The following is a 20,376-nucleotide window of genomic DNA, read 5'->3' on the forward strand; positions in this document are numbered from 1 at the left end:
CTCGTAATAAGCCATTAATATCGTGAACATAAATAGAATATCATATTAATAATTTTATATCCTTTCGTACTACTGTAGACATGACGCTCTTTGTCAACAGTTAGCGGAGGAACTAAACAATCTTTACTATTAAAAGTTAGATGCGCATGATTTTACACATCAAGCCAATCGGTTTTACGTTATGCATGGGTGTATCTTTCTTGATGCCTACGCATGGATTTGCAGTGTCAAAACTGCCTGTTCAAAGCGTACAGCAATCAGGGAAATGCACGGGTATTATTCTTGACGAACAAGGAGAGCCTATCATTGGTGCCACTGTTCAAGTGAAAGGTACAAGTAATGGAGCTGCTACTGATTTAGACGGTCGCTTCTCTTTATCAAACGTTCCTCCTGGTAGTATTATTGTTATTAGCTACATCGGTATGGACACTAAGGAGGTGAAATGGGATGGTCAGGAAATTAAAGTGACGTTGAAGGAGGAACAGCATGCTCTCAACGAACTTATCGTGACAGGTTATGGGGGTCAACAGAAGCGTGCTACGTTGACAACAGCTATCTCTAAGATGGATAATAAGGTGTTAGATGCAGCAGCTTTCTCCAATGTCGGTAGTGCATTGCAGGGTAGTGTGACTGGTCTTCAGGTTGTCAATAGCTCTGGTCAGCCAGGTACGGCGCCTTCTATCACCTTGCGTGGCGGTGCTTCTATTACAGGAAGTGCTCCTGCATTGATTATCGTTGACGGAGTAGAGCGTACTTTGTCAGAGATTAACCCATCTGATATCGAGTCTATTGAAGTCTTGAAGGATGCGGCATCAACTGCAATTTATGGTGCGAGGGCAAATGGTGGTGTAATCCTTGTTACAACAAAGCGTGCTCAAGCAGGAACTTCCAGCATCAATTATCGTTTGAAGGTGGGTGCCAACTTCAAGCGTGATGACTATAAGTTTATGAATGCCCGTAACTATCTTTACTATAACCGAATGGGCTTCAAGCGTTATGCTGATGCTATGGAAGGACACGGAAGGGCTGCTAATGTCGATGCACAGAATGGTTATTCTGGTCGTGGATATACTGATTACACTCCACGTACCGATGTTATGTATTACGATGCAACCAATCCTGAGCACCAAAGACTGCTAACTGAAGAAGGGTGGGAGGTTATGGACGACCCTTACTATGGTGCAACAAATGGTGCAAAGCTTATCTTTAAGGATTATGGAGGTCTTTTAGAAGATGCTATCTACCATAATCAAACCCTTACACAAGACCATTATCTGAGCTTCAGCGGTGGTAATAACATGGGTTCTTTTGTAGCTTCATTAGGTTACTATAATGAGAATGGTGTTGTACGTAATACTTCTTTCCGTCGTTTCACTGGTAGCGTGAAGGGTGATTATCAAATCAAGCCTTGGCTGAAGGTGCGTGCTGGTGCACAATACACCTGGTTTACGAAGCCAGATAGTTATTTTGGCTCATGGAGTTCTTTGTTCTATCGTACCCGTTCACAGCGTCCTACATGGAATCCTTACCTTGCTGATGGTTCTCCAGCACCAGGTTGGAGTAGCTCAGATGGTAACTATATGTATTGGAATGATAAACTCACGATGGAGAATGGTTCACGTTCAGAAACCTTTAACATAGGTTTTGACTTGACATTAATACCTAAGCATCTGAAGATGTCAGCCAATGGATCTATTTATCATGTGCTGAATCAGAATGAAAGCTTCAATAAAGCTTATTATACACAGAGCAATCCTAATAGCATCAATACGACACGTCGTGCATATGCTTATATGATGAAGGATACACAGATACAGCTTAATACGATATTGAATTACTTCGATACGTTTGCTGAGCATCATAATGTCGACTTCATGTTGGGTGCGGAGTATTATGATTATAACTACTTTTGGATGAATGCTTCTACAAAGAATTCACCTACAGATGATATCCCTACACTCAATGCTGGTGCTGATAAGGATAGCAATCCAAAGTCAGAGAAGTCTGGTAATCGTATTGAGTCTCTCTTCGGACGCTTCAATTATGATTACAAACAGAAGTATTTGCTTAGCTTTACCTTCCGCTATGATGGTAACTCTAAGCTGAAAGATAACCGTTGGGGCTTCTTTCCTGGTATCTCTTTGGGCTGGAACATGATGGAAGAAGACTTCTGGAAGGAGTCTAAGTTGTCGAACTTTGTTAGCAATATCAAGCCTCGTATCAGTTATGGTAGCAATGGTAATGTGAGTGGTATTGGTGATTTCTATATCTATGGAATCTATGACCAACTTACAAACTATCATGGTAATACTGCTTTCTACGACCGTTCGCTTGTGAATACAGCCTTAAAGTGGGAGCAGAGTCATACGTTTGAGGCTGGTCTTGACCTCGGTTTCTTTAAGAATCGTCTATCATTGATTCTCGATTACTACGTTCGTAATACGAGTAATCTGCTTCAGAGCGTGAGTCTTCCTTCCTACTTAGGTTTCTCTTCTATCCAAACAAACTTGGGTAAGTTGCGTAATCAAGGATTTGAAATGGAGGTGCGTGCTACTCCTATTCACCTGAAGAACAGCTTCCGCTGGGACCTCTCTTTCAACCTCTCAACTGTAAAGAATACGATTATTCAGCTTCCTAAGAGCGACCGTCCATTTAATCAACTTCAAGGAGTAGAGGTTGCTGCGGGCAAAGTTGGCGCTGATGGCAAGACTCCTACTAAATGGATTGGTGGTTATCGTGAGGGTGGAACACTCGGAGAACTCTATGGTTACAGCCAAGATCATATCTTTAGAGATTGGGATGATGTAAAGGCAAATGCTAACAAACGTATTGATAACATTGCGAAATTGTATGGTCCTGGACTTGCTGATGAGGTAAACCCACAGACAGGAGTGCTTTATAAGAACTCAACAGGCTGGAAGGCTATTGAGCCTGGTGATGTTTGTTGGGAGGATATCAATGAAGATGGTATCATCAACTCACTCGACCGTAAGGTGTTGGGTAACTCAAGACCAACGGTAACAGGAGGTTGGACAAGTACGTTAAGCTATAAGAACCTCTCATTATTTGCTCGTTTCGATTACGCTTTGGGTCATACAATCTACAATGATCTCAAGGCTCGCTCTATGGGACAATATCAAGGCCAGTTCAATCTTATAGAGAATGTACAAGATATGTGGACTGAAACCAATCCAGGTGCCAGCTATCCAGCATTCAGTTATGCCGACCAGTTGAATAAGCAGAACATCTGGCGTGAAGGCTCTAAGTTCTTTGAGAAGGCTGGTTACATGGCTTTGCGTGAGATAACATTGAGTTATACCTTACCAAGAACATGGATTAAGGCAATGAAGATGGCGAATGCCAATGTTTATGTGACAGGCCAGAACCTCTTCTATCTTACCCCTTATGACGGTGCTTCTCCTGAAGCCATCTTGGAGGGATATGACTACGGTCGTTATCCAACTCCTCGCACACTTATCTTTGGATTAAACGTTACATTTTAATTAAGCAATGTTACTTACAATGAAAAAGTTACTATCCTATATAACAGCTGCAGCTCTCAGCCTTTCGCTGACAGGCTGTATGGACATTGAGCCTGTTAGTACTATTACCGATGCAAACTACTGGAAGAATCCTGATCAGGTTCAGGCTTTTAACCAAGGACTGAGTTCTTGGATGCGAAGCTATGCTGATAAGTATATCGTCTGGGGTGAGATGCGAAGTAATATCTATAGTGGAACCTCTTTTAGTGGTGAGGCTCCACAAGGCTACGAACGCTTGTGGAATAACACCCTTGAGAAGAGTAGTGCTGTGGTAGGCAACTACGGAGGGCTTTATACTGGTATCAATCAGATTAATCTGATGATAGATAAGGTGAATGAAGCTGGCTATCTTACCGAAGCAGAGAAAACCAACTATCTTGGTGGTGCTTATGGCATGCGAGCTTTCTTGTATTTCCAGTTGCTTCGTACCTATGGTGACGTGATTGTTTACTTACAACATACGGAGGGAAAGACCATTGACTTGAGTAAGGTTGCTCGTAAGCAGGACGCAGCAGCTAATGTGATGAAGCAGATAAAGGCTGATATTACAGCTTCTGAGACAGCTTATAATAACAATTATAAGTTTACTAATGGTCGTACTTATTGGTCGCTTGCTGCAACCAAGATGCTCAAAGGTGAGGTATATCTGTGGAGTGGCAAACAGATGGGGGGCGGTTCTGCCGACTATCAGACAGCTCTCACTGCTTATCAAGAGGTTCAGAATAATGCCGATGTAAGTTTGCTTGACAACTTTGAGGATGTCTTCGCTTATGATAATAAGGAGAACAAAGAGATTATCTATGCGCTTCACAATCGTGAGAATGAAGCGTCTTTATGGGGAGGTCTCTATACTTCACTTGTGATGAACAAGCAGAACGTTGGTGCTTATCGTCTACATAATGACGCTGGTCAGGCTATACAATTTAGCGAATCAAAGTATCTGAACTTACGCTTAGGAAGTGGCGTAATGCGCTTCCCACTTGACAAGCGTTTGTGGACGAAACTCTATTCAAATGATGATGACAAGCGTAAGAAGGCTTCTTTGGCAGATGTTTATCAGGCTTCTGATGGTTCATACGTGGGTAATATCTGTAATAAGTTCCACGGAACATTGCTTGCTGGTAGCTCAGCTACATCATGGTATGATGACCAACCTATCTATCGCTATGCAGAGTGTCTGCTTGGTATTGCTGAGGCTAAGGTCTTCTTAGGTCAGGACCCATCAACAGAAATCAATCAAGTTCGTCGTCGTGCATACGGTGCAACCTATTTCAATACTCATACAGAGGTGCAATATCCAAATGATGTAAGTACTGGAGGAAGTACCGCACTGACCACGTTCTATACCGATAACCCATTTGTTGGTGGTGATGAGGACCCAATAGAAGCAATCCTTAAAGAGCGTATGCGTGAGTTCTTGTTCGAGGGAAAGCGTTGGCATGATATCCGTTTAGTTGATAAGGCTACAAAGTATTCAACAGCAAGTGTCGACCGCTTGTTGTGGCCTATTGATGAAACAACCAAGTCAACGAATGCAGAATTGAAACAGACTCCTGGTTACGGAGATTAATACGAAAAGAGATTAATTTTTAATTTTATAGGGGAAAGATAGGGAATAAAATCTCGTCTTTCCCCTTTCTTTTGCATATAATTAGCACAACGCTCTATCTTCGATTTGTACAATGTGATATTTATCTCTCATACAAGTTATGTGTTTGTGCCTTACTATCCGTTATAATGACTCTTATATGTCATCTTTAAGAGACGTGCTGACGCTTAGCACATGTGGTGCTCATGCTTAACACCAATAGTGCTGAGTACTAAATAATCTGCACACTTGCCCATTCTTCTAATAGTAGACTTGCTTGTTATTAGTTGATTTACTAACTTTTAGGTATTGTTCTATGTTCTATTAATTTTTACTTTTGTATCGATAGTTGAATACATGTTTTTTACTTAGGACTCTATTCGTTGTAACACGGAGTCTTTAAACTACAAGTTAGATGAAGAATAACATAAAAATATTTATCTGCAAAGGGGCGTATAATACTTATTCGTTATATAGAAAGGCGATTTGTCTAACACTTTTCTCAAGTTTTCTCATGCTTAGAGGAAACGCACAAGAGATGAATAAGCGTGATACAACTGTTGAGATGAAAGAAGTTATGGTGACAGCACGTAGCGAGATTAGGAAGCTGAAGGAGTCGGCTATGCCAATATCTGTTATAGGACAGCGTCAGTTACAAGGTACGGCGACAAATATTAATGACGTACTTGCGCGTACAGTTGGAGTTACCGTGCGAAATACAGGAGGTTTAGGTAGTGCTTCTCGAATCTCACTTCGTGGCTTAGAAGGTAAGCGTATGGGAATGTATGTGGATGAAGTTCCGATGTCACAGTTGAGTAACTTTGTTGCCTTAAATGATATTCCTACGAATATGATAGAGCGCATTGAGGTTTATAAAGGTATTGTCCCTTATAAGTTTGGTGGCTCAGCCTTAGGAGGAGCAGTCAATGTAGTAACAAAGGAATACCCACCAGTATATTTTGACTTCTCATATGAACTGGGTTCATTTAACACACATCAAGTATCAACGGTGTTTAAACGTACCAATCATAAAACTGGTCTACAATTTGGTATTGGTGGAGCCTTCTCGTTTTCAAAGAACAATTACAAGATGACCTTGGCAAATTTGGACAATAGAATTGTGGAAAGAGACCATGATAAGTTCAATAAAGTCATGGCTGGAATGTCTGTTAAGGCTACGAAATGGTGGTTTGATGAAATGAAGTGGGAACTTATTTTCCTCAAGACACGTCAGGAAATACAAGGAATCGACCTCGATGTGCGTGAGGCTTATAACCATTCTGTTAGTGGATTGACGGCATTGACACTAAAGCGTAAGAATTTCTTTTTAGATGGTCTCGATTTTGACTTTGATATAGGATATATCATTGGTAGGTATGGTTTGAATGATAAGGCATCAAATCGTTATGATTGGGACGGAAACAAGTTGCCTGCAGTCTCTCCATACGGAGGAGAGCAGAATAACTTCCCTTCAGATGGAAGAAACCGGTCGAACGAGTTGACGTCGAAGCTTAATTTGGGATATACCATAGATAAGCATCATGGCATTAATCTGAATGTTTACTTTGATAGGAATTCACTTCATCCCAACGACTCTTTAATGGATAAAGCCTTGGGATTTCAATCAAATTTCCCAAGTAATATGAAAACCTTAACAACGGGTTTGTCATACGATCTGGCCCTCTTTGATGGTCGTTTCCAGAATGCTTTTACGTTAAAGAACTTTATTTTCTCATCTCATTCTCGTAGTATAGATGTTTATTCGGTACGTGCGCCAGAGCCTGTAAAAGTGTCTAAATCTTATTTTGGATTTAGTGACGCCTTACGTTATAAGTTTACAGACGACTTGATGCTAAAGGCCTCTTTTAATTCAGAGGTGCGAATACCTACAAGTGAGGAGTTGATAGGTAATGGATATTCTATCCTTGCATCCCCAGCTTTGAAGCCTGAGCGTACATCTGGTGTCAATCTTGGTATGCTTTATCGTCACTTAAAACAAGATGGTGGACTTGTTGAGATAGAGTTGAATGGCTTTTATAATCAGTTGAAAGACATGATTAGGTTCACGCCTGATATGATTCCTACGATGGCTCGCTATCGTAACTTTGGTAGTGTACGTACGAGAGGTGTTGAACTTGATGTTAAGGGAGATGTCTGTCCAGTACTTTATCTTTATGCGAATGGTACTTATCAAGACCTTCGTGACGTCAGAAAGCTAACTCCTGGTACTACTGTCGAGAATCCCACCTATATGAAACGTATCCCAAACGTACCTTATCTATTAGCAAACTTTGGTGCAGAGTTCCATAAAGAAAACCTCTTTGGAGGAAAGGAACAGAACACACGTTTCCTCTTTGATGCTTCATACGTGCATACATATTACTATGATTTTGAAGTAAGTCGGTATCAAGATAAGAAGATTCCTTCTGCTTTGACGATGGATGCAGCAATAGAACATAGTTTCAAGAATGACCAATGGGTTTTAACGTTTAAGGTAAAGAATCTTATGGATCGCCATGTTGTATCAGAGTTTAATCGTCCTCTGCCAGGAAGATATATAGGAGTAAAAGTTAGATATCTTCTGAAGTAAGAAGCAATAAGACTTTATTTTGCAATATGAAGGAATAAAGTATGATTCATAAAGAAAGGGCATCTTGTGTGTGTATAGTGATAATATTAATATTAAATAAAGAGAACAATGAAAAAGCTTAAATCAATTCTTTCAGCCATTGTTGTGATGGCAATGTTTACCGCTTGTGGAAGAAACAATGGTGACGACCCAACAATTTGTCCTAATCCTAATCCTGGTAATAAGGACTTCCATGGAGTTGTCTTCGCAACGGGAATTACCAATCCAGAGGGTAATAGTGGTAATGTATATTTACAAGCGTTACCAAGTTTATTGCCTGGTACTTATGATAATAACAATAGTATTCCTTGCGGTTTTGGTTCTACGCCAATTGTAACAGAGTCGGGCAATGTCTACACATTCCCTGATTATATGGGTAACACGAAGGCGGAGATAAATCGCTATAGAATTATGAACGATGGTACATGGAAGAAAGAAGGTGCATTGTCTATTCCTGCTGGTGCTGCAGCATGTAACATCGTAGAGGCAAGTAGTGAGAAGGCATACCTAAGTTTACAAGGTATTGGTGTTGTGATGGTATTCAACCCAACAACTATGACAAAGATTGCTGATATTGACCTTAATAATCTGAAACAGACAGATACGAGGGTTGCACCTGCTGCAATGATTATCCGTGATGGTAAACTCTTTGTTGGACTGAACCAAATGAATGCTCAATATATGCCAACACGTAATAACATTGAACTGGCTATGATTGATGTGAAGACTGATAAGGTTGAAAAGCATATCGTTAACACTACCTTGGGACTGTGCTTTGCCACACGCCCGATAGACCCGGGTTCCATTTTCATGGATGAGAACAAAGACATATATATCAACTGTATCGGTTCATTCGGTTTCATCCCAGGGCTCAATGGTGGTATTGTACGTATAAAGAACGGTTCGACAGACATTGATCCCGACTACTATATCCGGCTTGACAAAACAGAAGTTGTAGGTCTGACGACTAAGTATGCCAACTTCCTGTCAACGATATTCTACGCCGACAACGGGAAGGCTTACGCATATGCTAACTCATTCGGTCTTGATCCTAACGGACTGAAGAATCCTTATGTCAGCCTTACCAATATTCCAGTTGTTATCGACCTAAAGCAGAAGACGGTGGCTGTCATAAAGGGAATGGAAATTTCCAACCCGCAAGGAATAGCCATCGGCAGGCATAAAAACCTGATTGTCTTTGGAAGTGCCAATAAGAAAGCGAATGGATTTTACACATATAACCCTGACACGAAAGAAGTGGTTGGTCCAGTCGTACAGGTGAAAGGAAATCCAAGCTTCTTCCATAGCTTTGAGAAGTAATTTAGCTTTGTAAACATATAACTTGTTAACCCGTCAACTAACTTAGCTTTGTACAATAGAAAAGAGGGTGTGTCAAAATTGATACATCCTCTTTTTATTTTGCTTTGTAAACAGATTACGGGACAGTAGATATTTAGTGTGGATACACATTTAGTTTGTGGAGCTGCTTGGGTATTTGTCGAAATTCAATTTGCTGTCACTGCTGTCATTTGTTGTATGTGCTTAACTTGTTAGTTTACAGAGGAATAAATAAAGTGTTAAAAGTGACAGGAAATTGAAACAAAAATATTCTTGTAAGATATGTGTATGTACGATGAAGTTAAGAATAGCACTATAATAAAATCTTTCCAGTCTGTTAAACCTCAATCGGTCATTAGACCACAATATGTATAATTCTTATTACTTTGGTATGAGATCCTAAACATAGATAACTTGTTAATTCGTCAACTAACTTAGCTTTGTACAATAAAAAAGAGGATGTGTACATTTTGCCACACCCTCTTTATATTTTGCTTTGTAATCAGATAACTTGTCAACTTGTCAACTTGTTAACTCGTTAACTTTCTTACAAATTCGCGTTGTCGTTCTTCCATTCAGCAACAGCTGGGATGATGTCGAGACCGATAATCTCATCACGCATCTTGCAGAGGTGCTCATAAGAAGCCTGAAGAGAAGCCATCTCCTCTGGAGTACCTGTTGGCTCAGTGTAGTGAACACCAGTAGCATCGATAGTTGTAGGCATAGCCATCATAACGTTCTTGAAGCCGAGCTTCTCGTCGTTAACGTAGCAACCTGCAGGCAAGGTGAACTTCTCACCACCCATAGCAGCCTCAATCATCTTAACAGCATTGTAAGCTGGGCTCTGGAATGAGCTACGGCCACGGAGCTTGATAATGTTTGAACCGCCCTGTACTGTGTGGTGCTTAATCTCTTCCCAACGCTCTGCAGAAAGACCCATCTCTGCCAATGGCTTCCCATCGATCTTAACCTTAGAAGCGAATACAGCCATCTGCTCACCGTGACCACCGTATGTGTGTGCACCAGTAACCTTATCCTGCTGTACGCCAAACTCGTGAGCCAATGCCTGCTGCAGACGAGTAGAGTCGAGAGCAGCGAGTGATGTGAGCTGATTTGGTTTCAAACCAGAGTGAATAAGAGCTGTCAATGCAGTAACGTCAGCTGGGTTGAAGATAACAACAACGTGCTTAACATCTGGGCAATACTTCTTGATATTCTCACCGAAGTCAGCAGCAATCTTGCAGTTACCCTTCAACAAGTCCTCACGTGTCATACCTTCCTTACGAGGAGCACCACCAGAAGAGATGATGTACTTAGCACCAGTGAATGCCTCAGCAGGGTCAACGGTGTAAGAGAGGTTAGCACCTGGGAAAGCACACTGCTCCATCTCGTCAAATACACCATGAACGCCTGGCTCATAGATATCGTACAGACAGATGTTAGGAGTAAGACCGAGTGTGAGAACGGTCTGAACCATGTTTGAACCAATCATACCGCCTGCACCGACGATAACGAGTTTCTCGTTTGTTAAATAATTCATAATAGATATTTCTTTAAAAGTTAAATTCCCTTTTCCTATAGATATGGCAAAGATACGAAAAAAATGACTATGTAAGAAAGATATTTTTGAATAAATGTGTTATTAATTATAAAAAGTAGAGGCTTTGCAAAGTCGGTCTATCAAATCAATTAATTCTTGTCAACTTGACTTGGAAGTTCTAATTTAATTGTTTAACTTAGCAGCGAAATCGTGGGAACTTTTACAAAAGAGTAGAAGCTCTTTAGATGTCGATTGTGATGTGAATGATTTTACTATTATTGAACCTTAAAAACAACGATATGATACATACAATTAATGAGCGTGTTGATAGATTACGCTCCTGGATGAAAGAGAATGGGTTTACTGCTTTTGTTTTTCCAAGTAGTGATCCCCATAACAGTGAATATGTAGCTGACCATTGGAAGAGCCGTGAGTGGATATCAGGCTTTAGTGGGTCGGCAGGAACGGCAGTTGTCACTTTAGAACATGCTGCGCTATGGACGGATTCACGTTATTTTATTGCAGCTGAGAAGGAGTTGAACGGTACAGGCTTTCAGCTAATGAAACTTCGTGTGGAGGGAACTCCGTCTGTGTCAGAATGGCTTGCAAGTGAACTGTCTACTTATGAAAAGGCTGTGGTTGGACTGGACGGGAATGTAAACTCTTTTGCAGAGGTTGCTGCGATGGAACAAGAGGTGGCGACAAAAGGGAACATTACTGTGCGAACAGATGCTGACCCTATGGCTGAACTTTGGACGGACAGACCTGTAATTCCGGATAATATGGTAAGTCTTCATCCGTTAGAATATTCTGGAGAATCAACATCGAGTAAGGTGAGTAGGGTTCGTAAGCATCTTTTAGATTGTAGTGCTGATGGATTATTGGTAACAGCTCTCGATGAGATTGCATGGGTGTTGAACTTGCGAGGGAGTGATGTGCACTGTAACCCTGTTTTTGTATCTTATCTATTGATTTCCCCCGAAAATATTACTTTATATATAAATAATGTAAAACTTCCCGATGATGTTAAAGCCTATTTGATGTCAGAACATATAGATGTACAGGCTTATGAATCGGTTGTAGAGGGACTTCGTTTATATGCGGGTAAATCGCTGTTAGTAGATATGTCCTCTACAAACTATTCGTTGGCAACGGCAGTGCCTTTTGAGAAGGTGTGCTCGGGTGTTTCTTCAATTGCCAGTATGAAGGCTGTAAAGAACAAAGTGGAGCAGGATGGCTTCCGTGCTGCGATGTTGCGGGATGGTGTGGCTGTAGTAAAATTCCTTGCATGGCTAAAGTCTGCTGTTGAGGCTGGTGGACAGACGGAAATCTCACTTGATGAGCGTTTAACGGCTCTACGTGCTGAACAGCCAAAGTTTAAGGGTATCTCTTTTGATACGATAGTAGGCTATGAGGCGCATGGAGCTATTGTACATTATGAAGCTACACCAGAAACAGATATCCCTGTTGAACCGCATGGATTAGTACTCATAGATAGTGGAGCACAGTACTTAGATGGTACGACGGATATCACGCGAACCATTGCCTTGGGCGAAATAACTGAGGAACAGCGACGAGTTTATACGCTGGTGTTAAAAGGACATATTCAACTCGATATGTGCCGTTTCCCTGCAGGTGTGTGTGGTTCACAGCTTGATGCAATAGCACGTGTGCCGATGTGGCGTGAAGGTTATAACTATATGCACGGAACAGGGCATGGAGTAGGGAGTTATCTGAATGTGCATGAAGGTCCTCACCAAATACGTATGGAATGGAGACCTGCTCCGTTGCAGGCAGGGATGACCGTTACTAACGAGCCTGGTATTTATTTGGAAGGAAAGTTTGGAGTGCGTATAGAAAATACATTATTGATTGTTCCTGCTGAATCTACAGCCTTTGGTGATTTTCTTAAGTTTGAAACACTTACGCTTGCACCGATTGACACGGCTCCAATTGTGCTTGAAATGCTGAGTACAGAGGAACGTGAGTGGCTTAATAACTACCATCATCGTGTTTATGAAAGTTTGTCTCCATATTTAGAAGGTAACGAGAAAGAATGGTTGAGAAAGGCAACTCTGCCAATCTAATGTTGGTGTAGTATTGTAAAGAGCAGCTTATTCTGTTGATATTAAAATGGTTTTTCCATTACCTTAATTCCGCAGTATTTTTTCTTGTGAGAAAATTTTATATGTTGAGACGTCTTTTTGGGGCTCTATATGTTGATATGAGGTGCTTCGGTGTTTCTTGGCTCTTTTCTAAGCATAAAATCCCCCACCCAAACCAATAGGGAAGTATGAAAAACCACAAACAATACTTCCATAACAGAATGCTTTGCCGCTACTTCCACGTTTACCCAATACAGATTCGGTAAATTTTTCAAAGCCCAACTTTGAGAAAACGTCCATAATGTGATAAATTCCACCGAAAGAAGTGATATTCATGTTTTTAATTGCTACCTTTGCCATGTCAGATTTTTGCTTACTTGTTATGTTTGCAGCACCAAGATAGGTGAAATTTCTGACATATCCAAGTGTTTTGAGAACTTTGTTTCTCAGGCACTTGGAGTTCTCACAAGAGTTTATGCTGCGGAATTAAGGCATTAAATGAATAGATTGTAAATAGAATAAAGACTTATACACTTGAAGGTATGACTATATCCAATTAGATGGTCTTACAATGGGAAATAAACTACAAGATAAAATGCAGAAAATGAAAATAGATGCTATTTCTATTTGTTTTTTACAAACAGGTTATTTCCTTGTTAATCAGTGTTTGTAAACTATTTTCACTCCACTCTAAAACAATACATGCTCTTTTGGCTTCTAAAAGATGCCTAATTGGCTTGCAAAAGGTGCTCTTTACGACTCTTAGTAACGCCCTTTTGAAGTCCAATTAGGCATCTTTTCTTGATTCACTTTGTAACTGTTTGGTTTTCTTTGAGTTGTACTCCTACTTTTTATACGCGCTTTTACTATTATTTATAGAGGTTTTACTTGAGAAGGTGTAATGATTTTTCAAAACCGTATGCGGTGGGTCTTCGAAGTATTAACCCCAATAGGTCATTAAACCACAACATGTATAGTTCTTCTTATTATGGTATTGTTTCCTAAGATCTTTTATTTTAATAGAGTAACTTCGGCTCTTCCATAAAAGCTATACGGAAGCATCCACACATTTAACAGAAGAACCAAAAATATACTCAAAGCCCCTAAACAGCGTACTCTTTAGCCCCTAATAATCTTGCTTTTGTGTCCTCTTTAATCTATAAGAAAGTAGGAAAAATCCGCAAATGTTTGGAAGTTAGGAGAATAAAGTGTAACTTTGCAGGTGCAAAAGTGGTGTCATGCCCTTTTACATATGTTTAATTAATAAATAATTTAAAACAAAAAGCATGATTATTGTACCAGTAAAGGACGGTGAGAACATCGAGCGCGCGCTCAAGAAGTTCAAGAGAAAGTTTGAGAAGACAGGTGTTGTTAAGGAGCTCCGTGCTCGTCAGCAGTTTGACAAGCCATCTGTTAAGAAGCGCCTGAAGATGGAACGTGCCGTTTACGTACAGCAGCTTCGCGACGCAGAAGAGTAAAATCTTCTTTAAAAATTTGGCGGTTTGGATTAATTTTCGTAAATTCGTTGCCATATAAATGATTTGACAATGTGCCGATGGTAGAAAAGTTCTTAGATTACATTAAGTTTGAAAGGAATTATTCCCCGATGACAGTAATCAACTATCGTAAGGACTTAACGGAGTTCGAACGATTCTACAAGGAACTTGAACCTCAGCTCTCTTGGGAGTCTATAGACTCTGATATTGTCAGAAATTGGATGGAGTACATGATGGATAGAGGTAATTCTGCTTCGTCTGTCAATAGAAGACTCAGTGCGCTGAGGTCTTTCTATCAATTTGCACTTCGTCGTAAACTTATTGAAAAAGACCCTGTTCATGGCCTTCAAGGTCCTAAAAAACAAAAGCCTCTTCCTCAATTCTTAAAGGAGTCGGAAATGGAAAGGCTGCTGGATTCTAAGATGTGGACAGATAGTTATAAGGATGTACTTGAACGTACCATAATTATAACATTCTATGTAACGGGTATTCGTTTGTCAGAATTGATTGGTCTTGATGATAAAGATATTGACAATGTCACTTGTGAAGTTAAGGTAACAGGTAAGAGAAATAAGCAACGAATTGTTCCCTTTGGTAAGGAACTTGCTGATGTGTTTGCTCAGTACCAAGAAGTACGCAACACGACAGTAAAAGGTGATTCCATAGCCTTCTTTCAAACAGAAAAGGGCAAAAGGATGACGACTGCACAGGTAAGAACTTTGGTTAAGAAGAATCTTTCAAAGGTATCAACGTTGAAAAAACGTTCGCCACACGTTCTTCGCCATACGTTTGCCACGGCAATGCTCAATCATGAAGCAGGACTGGAAAGTGTAAAGAAACTGCTCGGTCATGAGAGTCTGTCAACGACAGAGATTTATACTCATACAACTTTCGAGCAGTTGAAGAAAGTCTATAAAAATGCCCATCCAAGGGCTTAACCTTTTAAAAATGGAGGTACCTATGGAAATTAAGATTCAGTCGATTCATTTCGACACAACCGAGAAGTTACAAGCCTTTATTACCAAGAAGGCTGAAAAATTAGAAAAGTCTTACGAAGACATTCAGAAAGTAGAGGTGCAATTGAAGGTTGAGAAGCCTGCTACAGCATTAAATAAAACCACAAGTTTATCAGTAGTAGTTCCTGGTAATACCTTATTTGTGGAGAAAACCTGTGATACTTTTGAAGAAGGTATTGATCAGTGCTTAGATGCGATGAAGGTTCAGCTCACCAAGTTTAAGGAAAAACAAAGAAAGCATTAAAAAATCTCTGAAATGTTTTGGAGATTAAAATAAAAAGTCTTACCTTTGCAGCCGTTTTACGACAAGTAGCCTTCGGCTGCAAAGTAATGCCTCTTTAGCTCAGTTGGCCAGAGCACGTGATTTGTAATCTCGGGGTCGTTGGTTCGAATCCGACAAGAGGCTCTCCTTGAAAGGGGGATACATTTGCTGACGGGTAGTTTCCAGAGTGGCCAAATGGGGCAGACTGTAAATCTGCTGCTTCTTGCTTCGGTGGTTCGAATCCATCACTACCCACTTCAGAAAATGTAATTTGCGGAAATAGCTCAGTTGATAGAGCACTAGCCTTCCAAGCTGGGGGTCGCGGGTTTGAGCCCCGTTTTCCGCTCTATGGTTTTGCTGTAATAGCTCAGTGGTAGAGCACTTCCTTGGTAAGGAAGAGGTCCTGAGTTCAACTCTCAGTTACAGCTCTGCTATTATTGTTGTTAATTTAGTGTAACTAAAAGCACAGATTATTCATTTAATATTAAATAAGAAAAAGCTATGGCTAAAGAAGAATTCGTGCGCACCAAACCGCATGTAAACATTGGTACTATCGGTCACGTTGACCACGGTAAGACCACTCTTACTGCAGCAATCTCAAAGGTTCTTCACGAGAAGGGCTTCGGTTCTGAAGATGTTAAGTCTTTCGATCAGATTGATAATGCTCCTGAGGAGAAAGAGCGTGGTATTACCATTAACTCTGCACATATTGAGTACGAAACAGCTAACCGTCACTACGCACACGTAGACTGTCCAGGTCACGCCGACTATGTAAAGAACATGGTAACTGGTGCTGCTCAGATGGATGGTGCTATCTTGGTTGTAGCTGCTACTGATGGTCCTATGCCTCAGACTCGTGAGCACGTTTTGCTCGCTCGTCAGGTAAACGTACCACGCTTGGTTGTCTTCTTGAACAAGTGTGATATGGTTGACGATGCTGAGATGCTTGACCTCGTTGAGATGGAGGTTCGTGAGATCCTCGAGCAGTACGGTTATGAGGAGGATACTCCTATCATTCGTGGTTCTGCACTCGGTGCTTTGAACGGTGTTGAGAAGTGGGTAGACTCTGTAATGGAGCTCATGGATACTGTTGATACTTGGATTGAAGAGCCAGAGCGTGAGATTGACAAGCCATTCTTGATGCCTGTTGAGGACGTATTCTCTATCACAGGTCGTGGTACTGTAGCTACTGGTCGTATCGAGACTGGTATCTGTAAGGTAGGTGATGAGGTTCAGTTGCTCGGTCTCGGTGAGGACAAGAAGTCTGTTATCACTGGTGTTGAGATGTTCCGTAAGAACCTTCCAACAGGTCAGGCTGGTGACAACGTAGGTCTTCTCCTCCGTGGTATCGATAAGGCTGAGGTTAAGCGTGGTATGGTTGTTGTGCACCCAGGTGCTATCACTCCTCACGATCACTTCAAGGCATCTATCTATGTATTGAAGAAGGAAGAGGGTGGTCGTCATACTCCATTCGGTAACAAGTATCGTCCACAGTTCTACCTCCGTACAATGGACTGTACAGGTGAGATTCACCTCCCAGAAGGCGTTGAGATGGTTATGCCAGGTGACAACGTTGAGATTGAGGTAGTATTGATCTACAAGGTTGCTCTGAACGAGGGTCTTCGTTTCGCTATCCGCGAGGGTGGTCGTACAGTAGGTTCTGGTCAGATCACAGAGATTCTTGAGGACGTTAAGTAATCGATAATTTAAGATTACAAAATATTAGTTCCCGACTCTTTTGGGAATCGGGAACTAACCTACGGGTTTAGCTCAGTTGGTAGAGCACTGGTCTCCAAAACCAGGTGTCGAGGGTTCGAGCCCTTCAACCCGTGCAAAAAGAAAATATTTTATGTTTAATAAGATAGTTAATTATTGCAAGGCTTGCTACGACGAACTTGCGCATAAAACTACATGGCCATCACGCGCTCAACTTACACATAGTGCAATGGTAGTTATTTCTGCTTCCGTTATCATTGCATTAGTTGTGTTTGCAATGGACTCTGTGTTCCAACGCGTTATGGAGTTTGTATATCCAAGATAATTCATTAGGAAATGGCAGATACAGAAAAGAAATGGTATGTTCTTCGTGCTGTCAGCGGAAAAGAGGCAAAGGTAAAAGAATATATCGATGCTCAATTACGTCTGAACGAAAAACTTGCTGAGCGTGTTTTTGAGGTTTTATTACCTATGGAAAAACACGCAACTGTGCGTAAAGATGGAAAGCGTGTTGTCAAGGAGAAATTAAGTCTCCCTGGTTATGTGCTTGTTCAGGCTAATATGACACCTGACGTAGCTTCTACGTTGCGTTTTATGCCTAATGTTTTAGGATTCCTCGGAGGTATGTCTGAACCATCACCTGTACGCCAAGCAGATATTAATCGTCTGTTGGGTAATGTGGAAGATACTGAACTTGAAGAGGTTCAGAATGTATCATATATGGTTGGTGAAACTGTTCAGGTTACTGATGGTCCTTTTAGTGGTTTCCATGGTATCATCGAAGAGGTGAATGCCGAGAAGCATAAGCTGAAAGTGATGGTGATGATTTTTGGTCGTCAGAATCCATTGGAACTAAGTTTTATGCAAGTCGCAAAAGAAGAATAGTGTTGTTACGGATACTATTCTACTATAGTTTAATTTTTAATATTAACAAAAGAAATGGCTAAAGAAGTAGCTGGATTAATCAAATTACAGATTAAAGGTGGCGCTGCAAATCCTTCCCCTCCAGTAGGCCCAGCATTGGGTTCTAAGGGTATTAATATCATGGGATTTTGTAAGGAGTTCAACGCCCGTACCCAGGACAAGGCTGGTAAAGTTCTTCCAGTCGTAATTACCTACTACAACGATAAGTCTTTCAGCTTCATCATCAAGACTCCTCCTGCAGCTGTACAGCTCATGGAAGCTGCTAAGGTGAAAGGTGGATCTGGAGAGCCAAACCGCAAGAAGGTTGCATCCGTAACTTGGGAGCAGGTAAGAGCTATCGCAGAAGACAAAATGCCAGACCTCAACTGTTTCACAGTAGAGAGTGCGATGAAGCTTATTGCTGGTACTGCTCGTAGTATGGGTATCACTGTAAAAGGGGACTTCCCTGGTAAATAATTTTAAACTTCAAAAGTAAAAATGAGTAAACTGACAAAAAATCAGAAATCAGTAGCTGAGAAGGTTGAAGCAGGGAAGGCATATTCATTGGCAGAAGCAGCACAGTTGGTAAAAGAAATTACCACTACTAAGTTTGACGCTTCTGTAGATGTTGATGTACGTCTCGGTGTTGACCCACGTAAAGCTAACCAGATGGTTCGTGGCGTTGTGTCACTTCCACATGGTACTGGTAAGGTTACACGTGTGCTTTGTCTCTGTACACCTGATCAGGAGGCTGCCGCTAAGGAAGCTGGTGCTGATTATGTTGGTCTTGACGAATACGTTGAAAAGATCAAGGGCGGATGGACTGATATTGATGTTATTATCACTATGCCATCATGCATGGGTAAGTTAGGTCCTTTGGGTCGTGTACTCGGTCCTCGTGGCTTGATGCCAAACCCAAAGAGCGGTACTGTGACTATGGATGTTGCTAAGGCAGTAAAGGACGTTAAGCAGGGTAAGATTGACTTTAAGGTTGATAAGGCTGGTATTATCCATACTTCAATCGGTAAGGTTAGTATGACTGCTGAGCAGATTTGTGGTAACGCGAAGGAGTTTATCTCTACTGTTATCAAGCTGAAGCCTGCTGCTGCTAAAGGTACATATATCAAGAGTATCTTTATTTCTAGCACAATGAGTAAGGGTGTCAAGATTGATCCTAAATCAGCTGAATAACTCTAAAAGTTTTGTACAATGAAGAAAGAAGTAAAAGATACAATTATCGCTGAACTCGGTGAGAAGTTAAAGAACTATCCTCATTTCTATGTGGTTGATGTAACTGGATTGAATGCTGAGGCTACAAGTTCTCTTCGCCGTAAGTGTTTCAAGAGCGAAATCAATATGGTTGTTGTGAAGAATAACCTTCTTCACAAAGCTTTTGAAGCTTCAGATGTAGATTTTGAACCACTGTATGGTTCTTTGAAAGGTAATACAGCAGTTATGTTTTCTCAGACTGCTAATGTACCAGCAAAGTTGTTGAAGGAGTATAAGAAGGAAGGTATTCCTGCTCTTAAGGCAGCTTACGCAGAGGAATCTCTGTTTATTGGTGCTGACAAACTCGAAGAACTTGCAGCTCTCAAGAGCAAGAACGAACTTATTGCAGACGTTGTGGCATTGCTCCAGTCTCCAGCAAAGAACGTTGTTTCTGCTCTCCAGTCAGGTGCTGGCACCATCCATGGTGTGCTTAAGACTTTAGGCGAGCGTCCTGAGTAAAAAATCTAATAAAGTCAATAAGGTATATTATTTTTAGAACAAAAAATTAAAAATTTAGAATAAAATGGCAGACGTAAAAGCTATTGCAGAAGAGTTAGTAAATCTTACTGTTAAGGAAGTAAATGAGTTGGCAACTGTCCTCAAGGACGAGTATGGTATTGAGCCTGCAGCTGCAGCTGTTGCTGTAGCTGGTCCTGCTGCAGCTGCTGCAGGTGGCGCAGCTGAGGAGAAGTCAGATTTTGACGTAGTTCTCGTTGACGCTGGTGCTAACAAGCTGAAGGTTGTTAAGGCTGTTAAGGAGGCTTGTGGTCTCGGTTTGAAGGAAGCTAAGGACCTCGTAGACGGTGCACCTTCTACTTTGAAGGAGGGTATGGCTAAGGCTGAGGCTGAGAACCTGAAGGCTGCTATTGAGGCTGAGGGTGCTAAGGTTGAGTTGAAGTAATTCTACTTCTTCCTTACATTAATAAAAATACGGTTAGGATTTACCAAGTAGGTGAGTCCTAACCTTTTTGT

The 20,376-nt window shown here is 41.1% G+C and carries 17 protein-coding genes and 5 tRNA genes; 20 read left to right on the plus strand and 2 right to left on the minus strand.

What is annotated here, in order from left to right:
* Positions 1-146 precede the first annotated feature (146 nt).
* The 4 genes from FIU21_RS05550 (at position 147) to FIU21_RS05565 (ending at position 9,079) form a co-directional block, all read left to right on the plus strand.
* Complete coding sequence (locus FIU21_RS05550; protein ID WP_036886902.1) at positions 147-3,503, plus strand: SusC/RagA family TonB-linked outer membrane protein; 3,357 nt, start codon at positions 147-149, stop codon at positions 3,501-3,503.
* A gap of 19 nt (positions 3,504-3,522) precedes the next feature.
* On the plus strand, positions 3,523-5,112 hold the full coding sequence (gene nanU, locus FIU21_RS05555) for a SusD family outer membrane lipoprotein NanU (RefSeq protein WP_004361452.1): 1,590 nt from the start codon (positions 3,523-3,525) through the stop codon (positions 5,110-5,112).
* Between the two features lie 433 nt (positions 5,113-5,545).
* Positions 5,546-7,720, plus strand: coding sequence for a TonB-dependent receptor plug domain-containing protein (locus FIU21_RS05560; RefSeq protein WP_004361451.1), 2,175 nt, complete (start codon positions 5,546-5,548; stop codon positions 7,718-7,720).
* Between the two features lie 108 nt (positions 7,721-7,828).
* Positions 7,829-9,079 carry a DUF4374 domain-containing protein gene (locus tag FIU21_RS05565; RefSeq protein WP_172891323.1) on the plus strand — a complete coding sequence of 417 codons (1,251 nt, stop codon included), beginning with the start codon at positions 7,829-7,831 and terminating at the stop codon, positions 9,077-9,079.
* Positions 9,080-9,644: 565 nt separating this feature from the next.
* Here the strand turns inward: FIU21_RS05565 and FIU21_RS05570 are convergent.
* Positions 9,645-10,637, minus strand: a complete 993-nt coding sequence (locus FIU21_RS05570) for a malate dehydrogenase (RefSeq protein WP_004361449.1) — start codon at positions 10,635-10,637, stop codon at positions 9,645-9,647.
* Positions 10,638-10,936: 299 nt separating this feature from the next.
* Here FIU21_RS05570 and FIU21_RS05575 point away from each other — a divergent pair, with 299 nt between their 5' ends.
* Entirely contained in the window at positions 10,937-12,724 is a 1,788-nt protein-coding gene (locus tag FIU21_RS05575) for an aminopeptidase P family protein (protein WP_004361448.1), read from the plus strand.
* A gap of 168 nt (positions 12,725-12,892) precedes the next feature.
* Here FIU21_RS05575 and FIU21_RS05580 read toward each other — a convergent pair whose 3' ends face one another.
* Complete coding sequence (locus FIU21_RS05580) at positions 12,893-13,102, minus strand: hypothetical protein (RefSeq protein WP_004361447.1); 210 nt, start codon at positions 13,100-13,102, stop codon at positions 12,893-12,895.
* Between the two features lie 926 nt (positions 13,103-14,028).
* Here FIU21_RS05580 and rpsU point away from each other — a divergent pair.
* The 15 genes from rpsU to rplL all read left to right on the plus strand — a co-directional run bounded on the left by rpsU (position 14,029) and on the right by rplL (position 20,305).
* Positions 14,029-14,220, plus strand: a complete 192-nt coding sequence (gene rpsU / locus FIU21_RS05585) for a 30S ribosomal protein S21 (RefSeq protein WP_004361446.1) — start codon at positions 14,029-14,031, stop codon at positions 14,218-14,220.
* Between the two features lie 71 nt (positions 14,221-14,291).
* Entirely contained in the window at positions 14,292-15,176 is an 885-nt protein-coding gene (locus tag FIU21_RS05590; RefSeq protein ID WP_004361445.1) for a tyrosine recombinase XerC, read from the plus strand.
* A gap of 22 nt (positions 15,177-15,198) precedes the next feature.
* A complete protein-coding gene (gene hpf / locus FIU21_RS05595; protein ID WP_013264738.1) occupies positions 15,199-15,498 on the plus strand; it encodes a ribosome hibernation-promoting factor, HPF/YfiA family in 300 nt (99 codons plus the stop codon).
* 88 nt (positions 15,499-15,586) lie between these two features.
* Positions 15,587-15,660 (plus strand) — tRNA-Thr (locus tag FIU21_RS05600).
* Positions 15,661-15,689: 29 nt separating this feature from the next.
* A tRNA-Tyr gene (locus tag FIU21_RS05605) sits at positions 15,690-15,771 on the plus strand.
* Between the two features lie 18 nt (positions 15,772-15,789).
* Positions 15,790-15,862, plus strand: a tRNA-Gly gene (locus FIU21_RS05610).
* A 10-nt stretch (positions 15,863-15,872) separates the two neighbouring features.
* Positions 15,873-15,944 (plus strand) — tRNA-Thr (locus tag FIU21_RS05615).
* 73 nt (positions 15,945-16,017) lie between these two features.
* Positions 16,018-17,214: an elongation factor Tu gene (gene tuf, locus FIU21_RS05620; RefSeq protein ID WP_004361443.1), complete on the plus strand. Its 1,197-nt coding sequence runs from the start codon at positions 16,018-16,020 to the stop codon at positions 17,212-17,214.
* 61 nt (positions 17,215-17,275) lie between these two features.
* Positions 17,276-17,348 (plus strand) — tRNA-Trp (locus tag FIU21_RS05625).
* 17 nt (positions 17,349-17,365) lie between these two features.
* Positions 17,366-17,557 carry a preprotein translocase subunit SecE gene (secE, locus tag FIU21_RS05630; RefSeq protein ID WP_004361442.1) on the plus strand — a complete coding sequence of 64 codons (192 nt, stop codon included), beginning with the start codon at positions 17,366-17,368 and terminating at the stop codon, positions 17,555-17,557.
* A gap of 11 nt (positions 17,558-17,568) precedes the next feature.
* Positions 17,569-18,117, plus strand: coding sequence for a transcription termination/antitermination protein NusG (nusG, locus tag FIU21_RS05635; RefSeq protein ID WP_004361441.1), 549 nt, complete (start codon positions 17,569-17,571; stop codon positions 18,115-18,117).
* A 54-nt stretch (positions 18,118-18,171) separates the two neighbouring features.
* Complete coding sequence (gene rplK, locus FIU21_RS05640; protein ID WP_004361440.1) at positions 18,172-18,612, plus strand: 50S ribosomal protein L11; 441 nt, start codon at positions 18,172-18,174, stop codon at positions 18,610-18,612.
* A 21-nt stretch (positions 18,613-18,633) separates the two neighbouring features.
* Positions 18,634-19,326: a 50S ribosomal protein L1 gene (gene rplA / locus FIU21_RS05645; protein WP_004361439.1), complete on the plus strand. Its 693-nt coding sequence runs from the start codon at positions 18,634-18,636 to the stop codon at positions 19,324-19,326.
* 18 nt (positions 19,327-19,344) lie between these two features.
* Positions 19,345-19,863, plus strand: coding sequence for a 50S ribosomal protein L10 (gene rplJ / locus FIU21_RS05650; RefSeq protein ID WP_004361438.1), 519 nt, complete (start codon positions 19,345-19,347; stop codon positions 19,861-19,863).
* Between the two features lie 64 nt (positions 19,864-19,927).
* The gene (gene rplL, locus FIU21_RS05655) at positions 19,928-20,305 is read left to right on the plus strand and encodes a 50S ribosomal protein L7/L12 (RefSeq protein ID WP_004361437.1); all 378 of its coding nucleotides are present in this window, start codon (positions 19,928-19,930) and stop codon (positions 20,303-20,305) included.
* The last annotated feature ends 71 nt before the right edge of the window (positions 20,306-20,376 follow it).

It is taken from the genome of Prevotella melaninogenica, from assembly GCF_013267595.1.
GTDB classification, from domain to species: Bacteria; Bacteroidota; Bacteroidia; order Bacteroidales; family Bacteroidaceae; genus Prevotella; species Prevotella melaninogenica_D.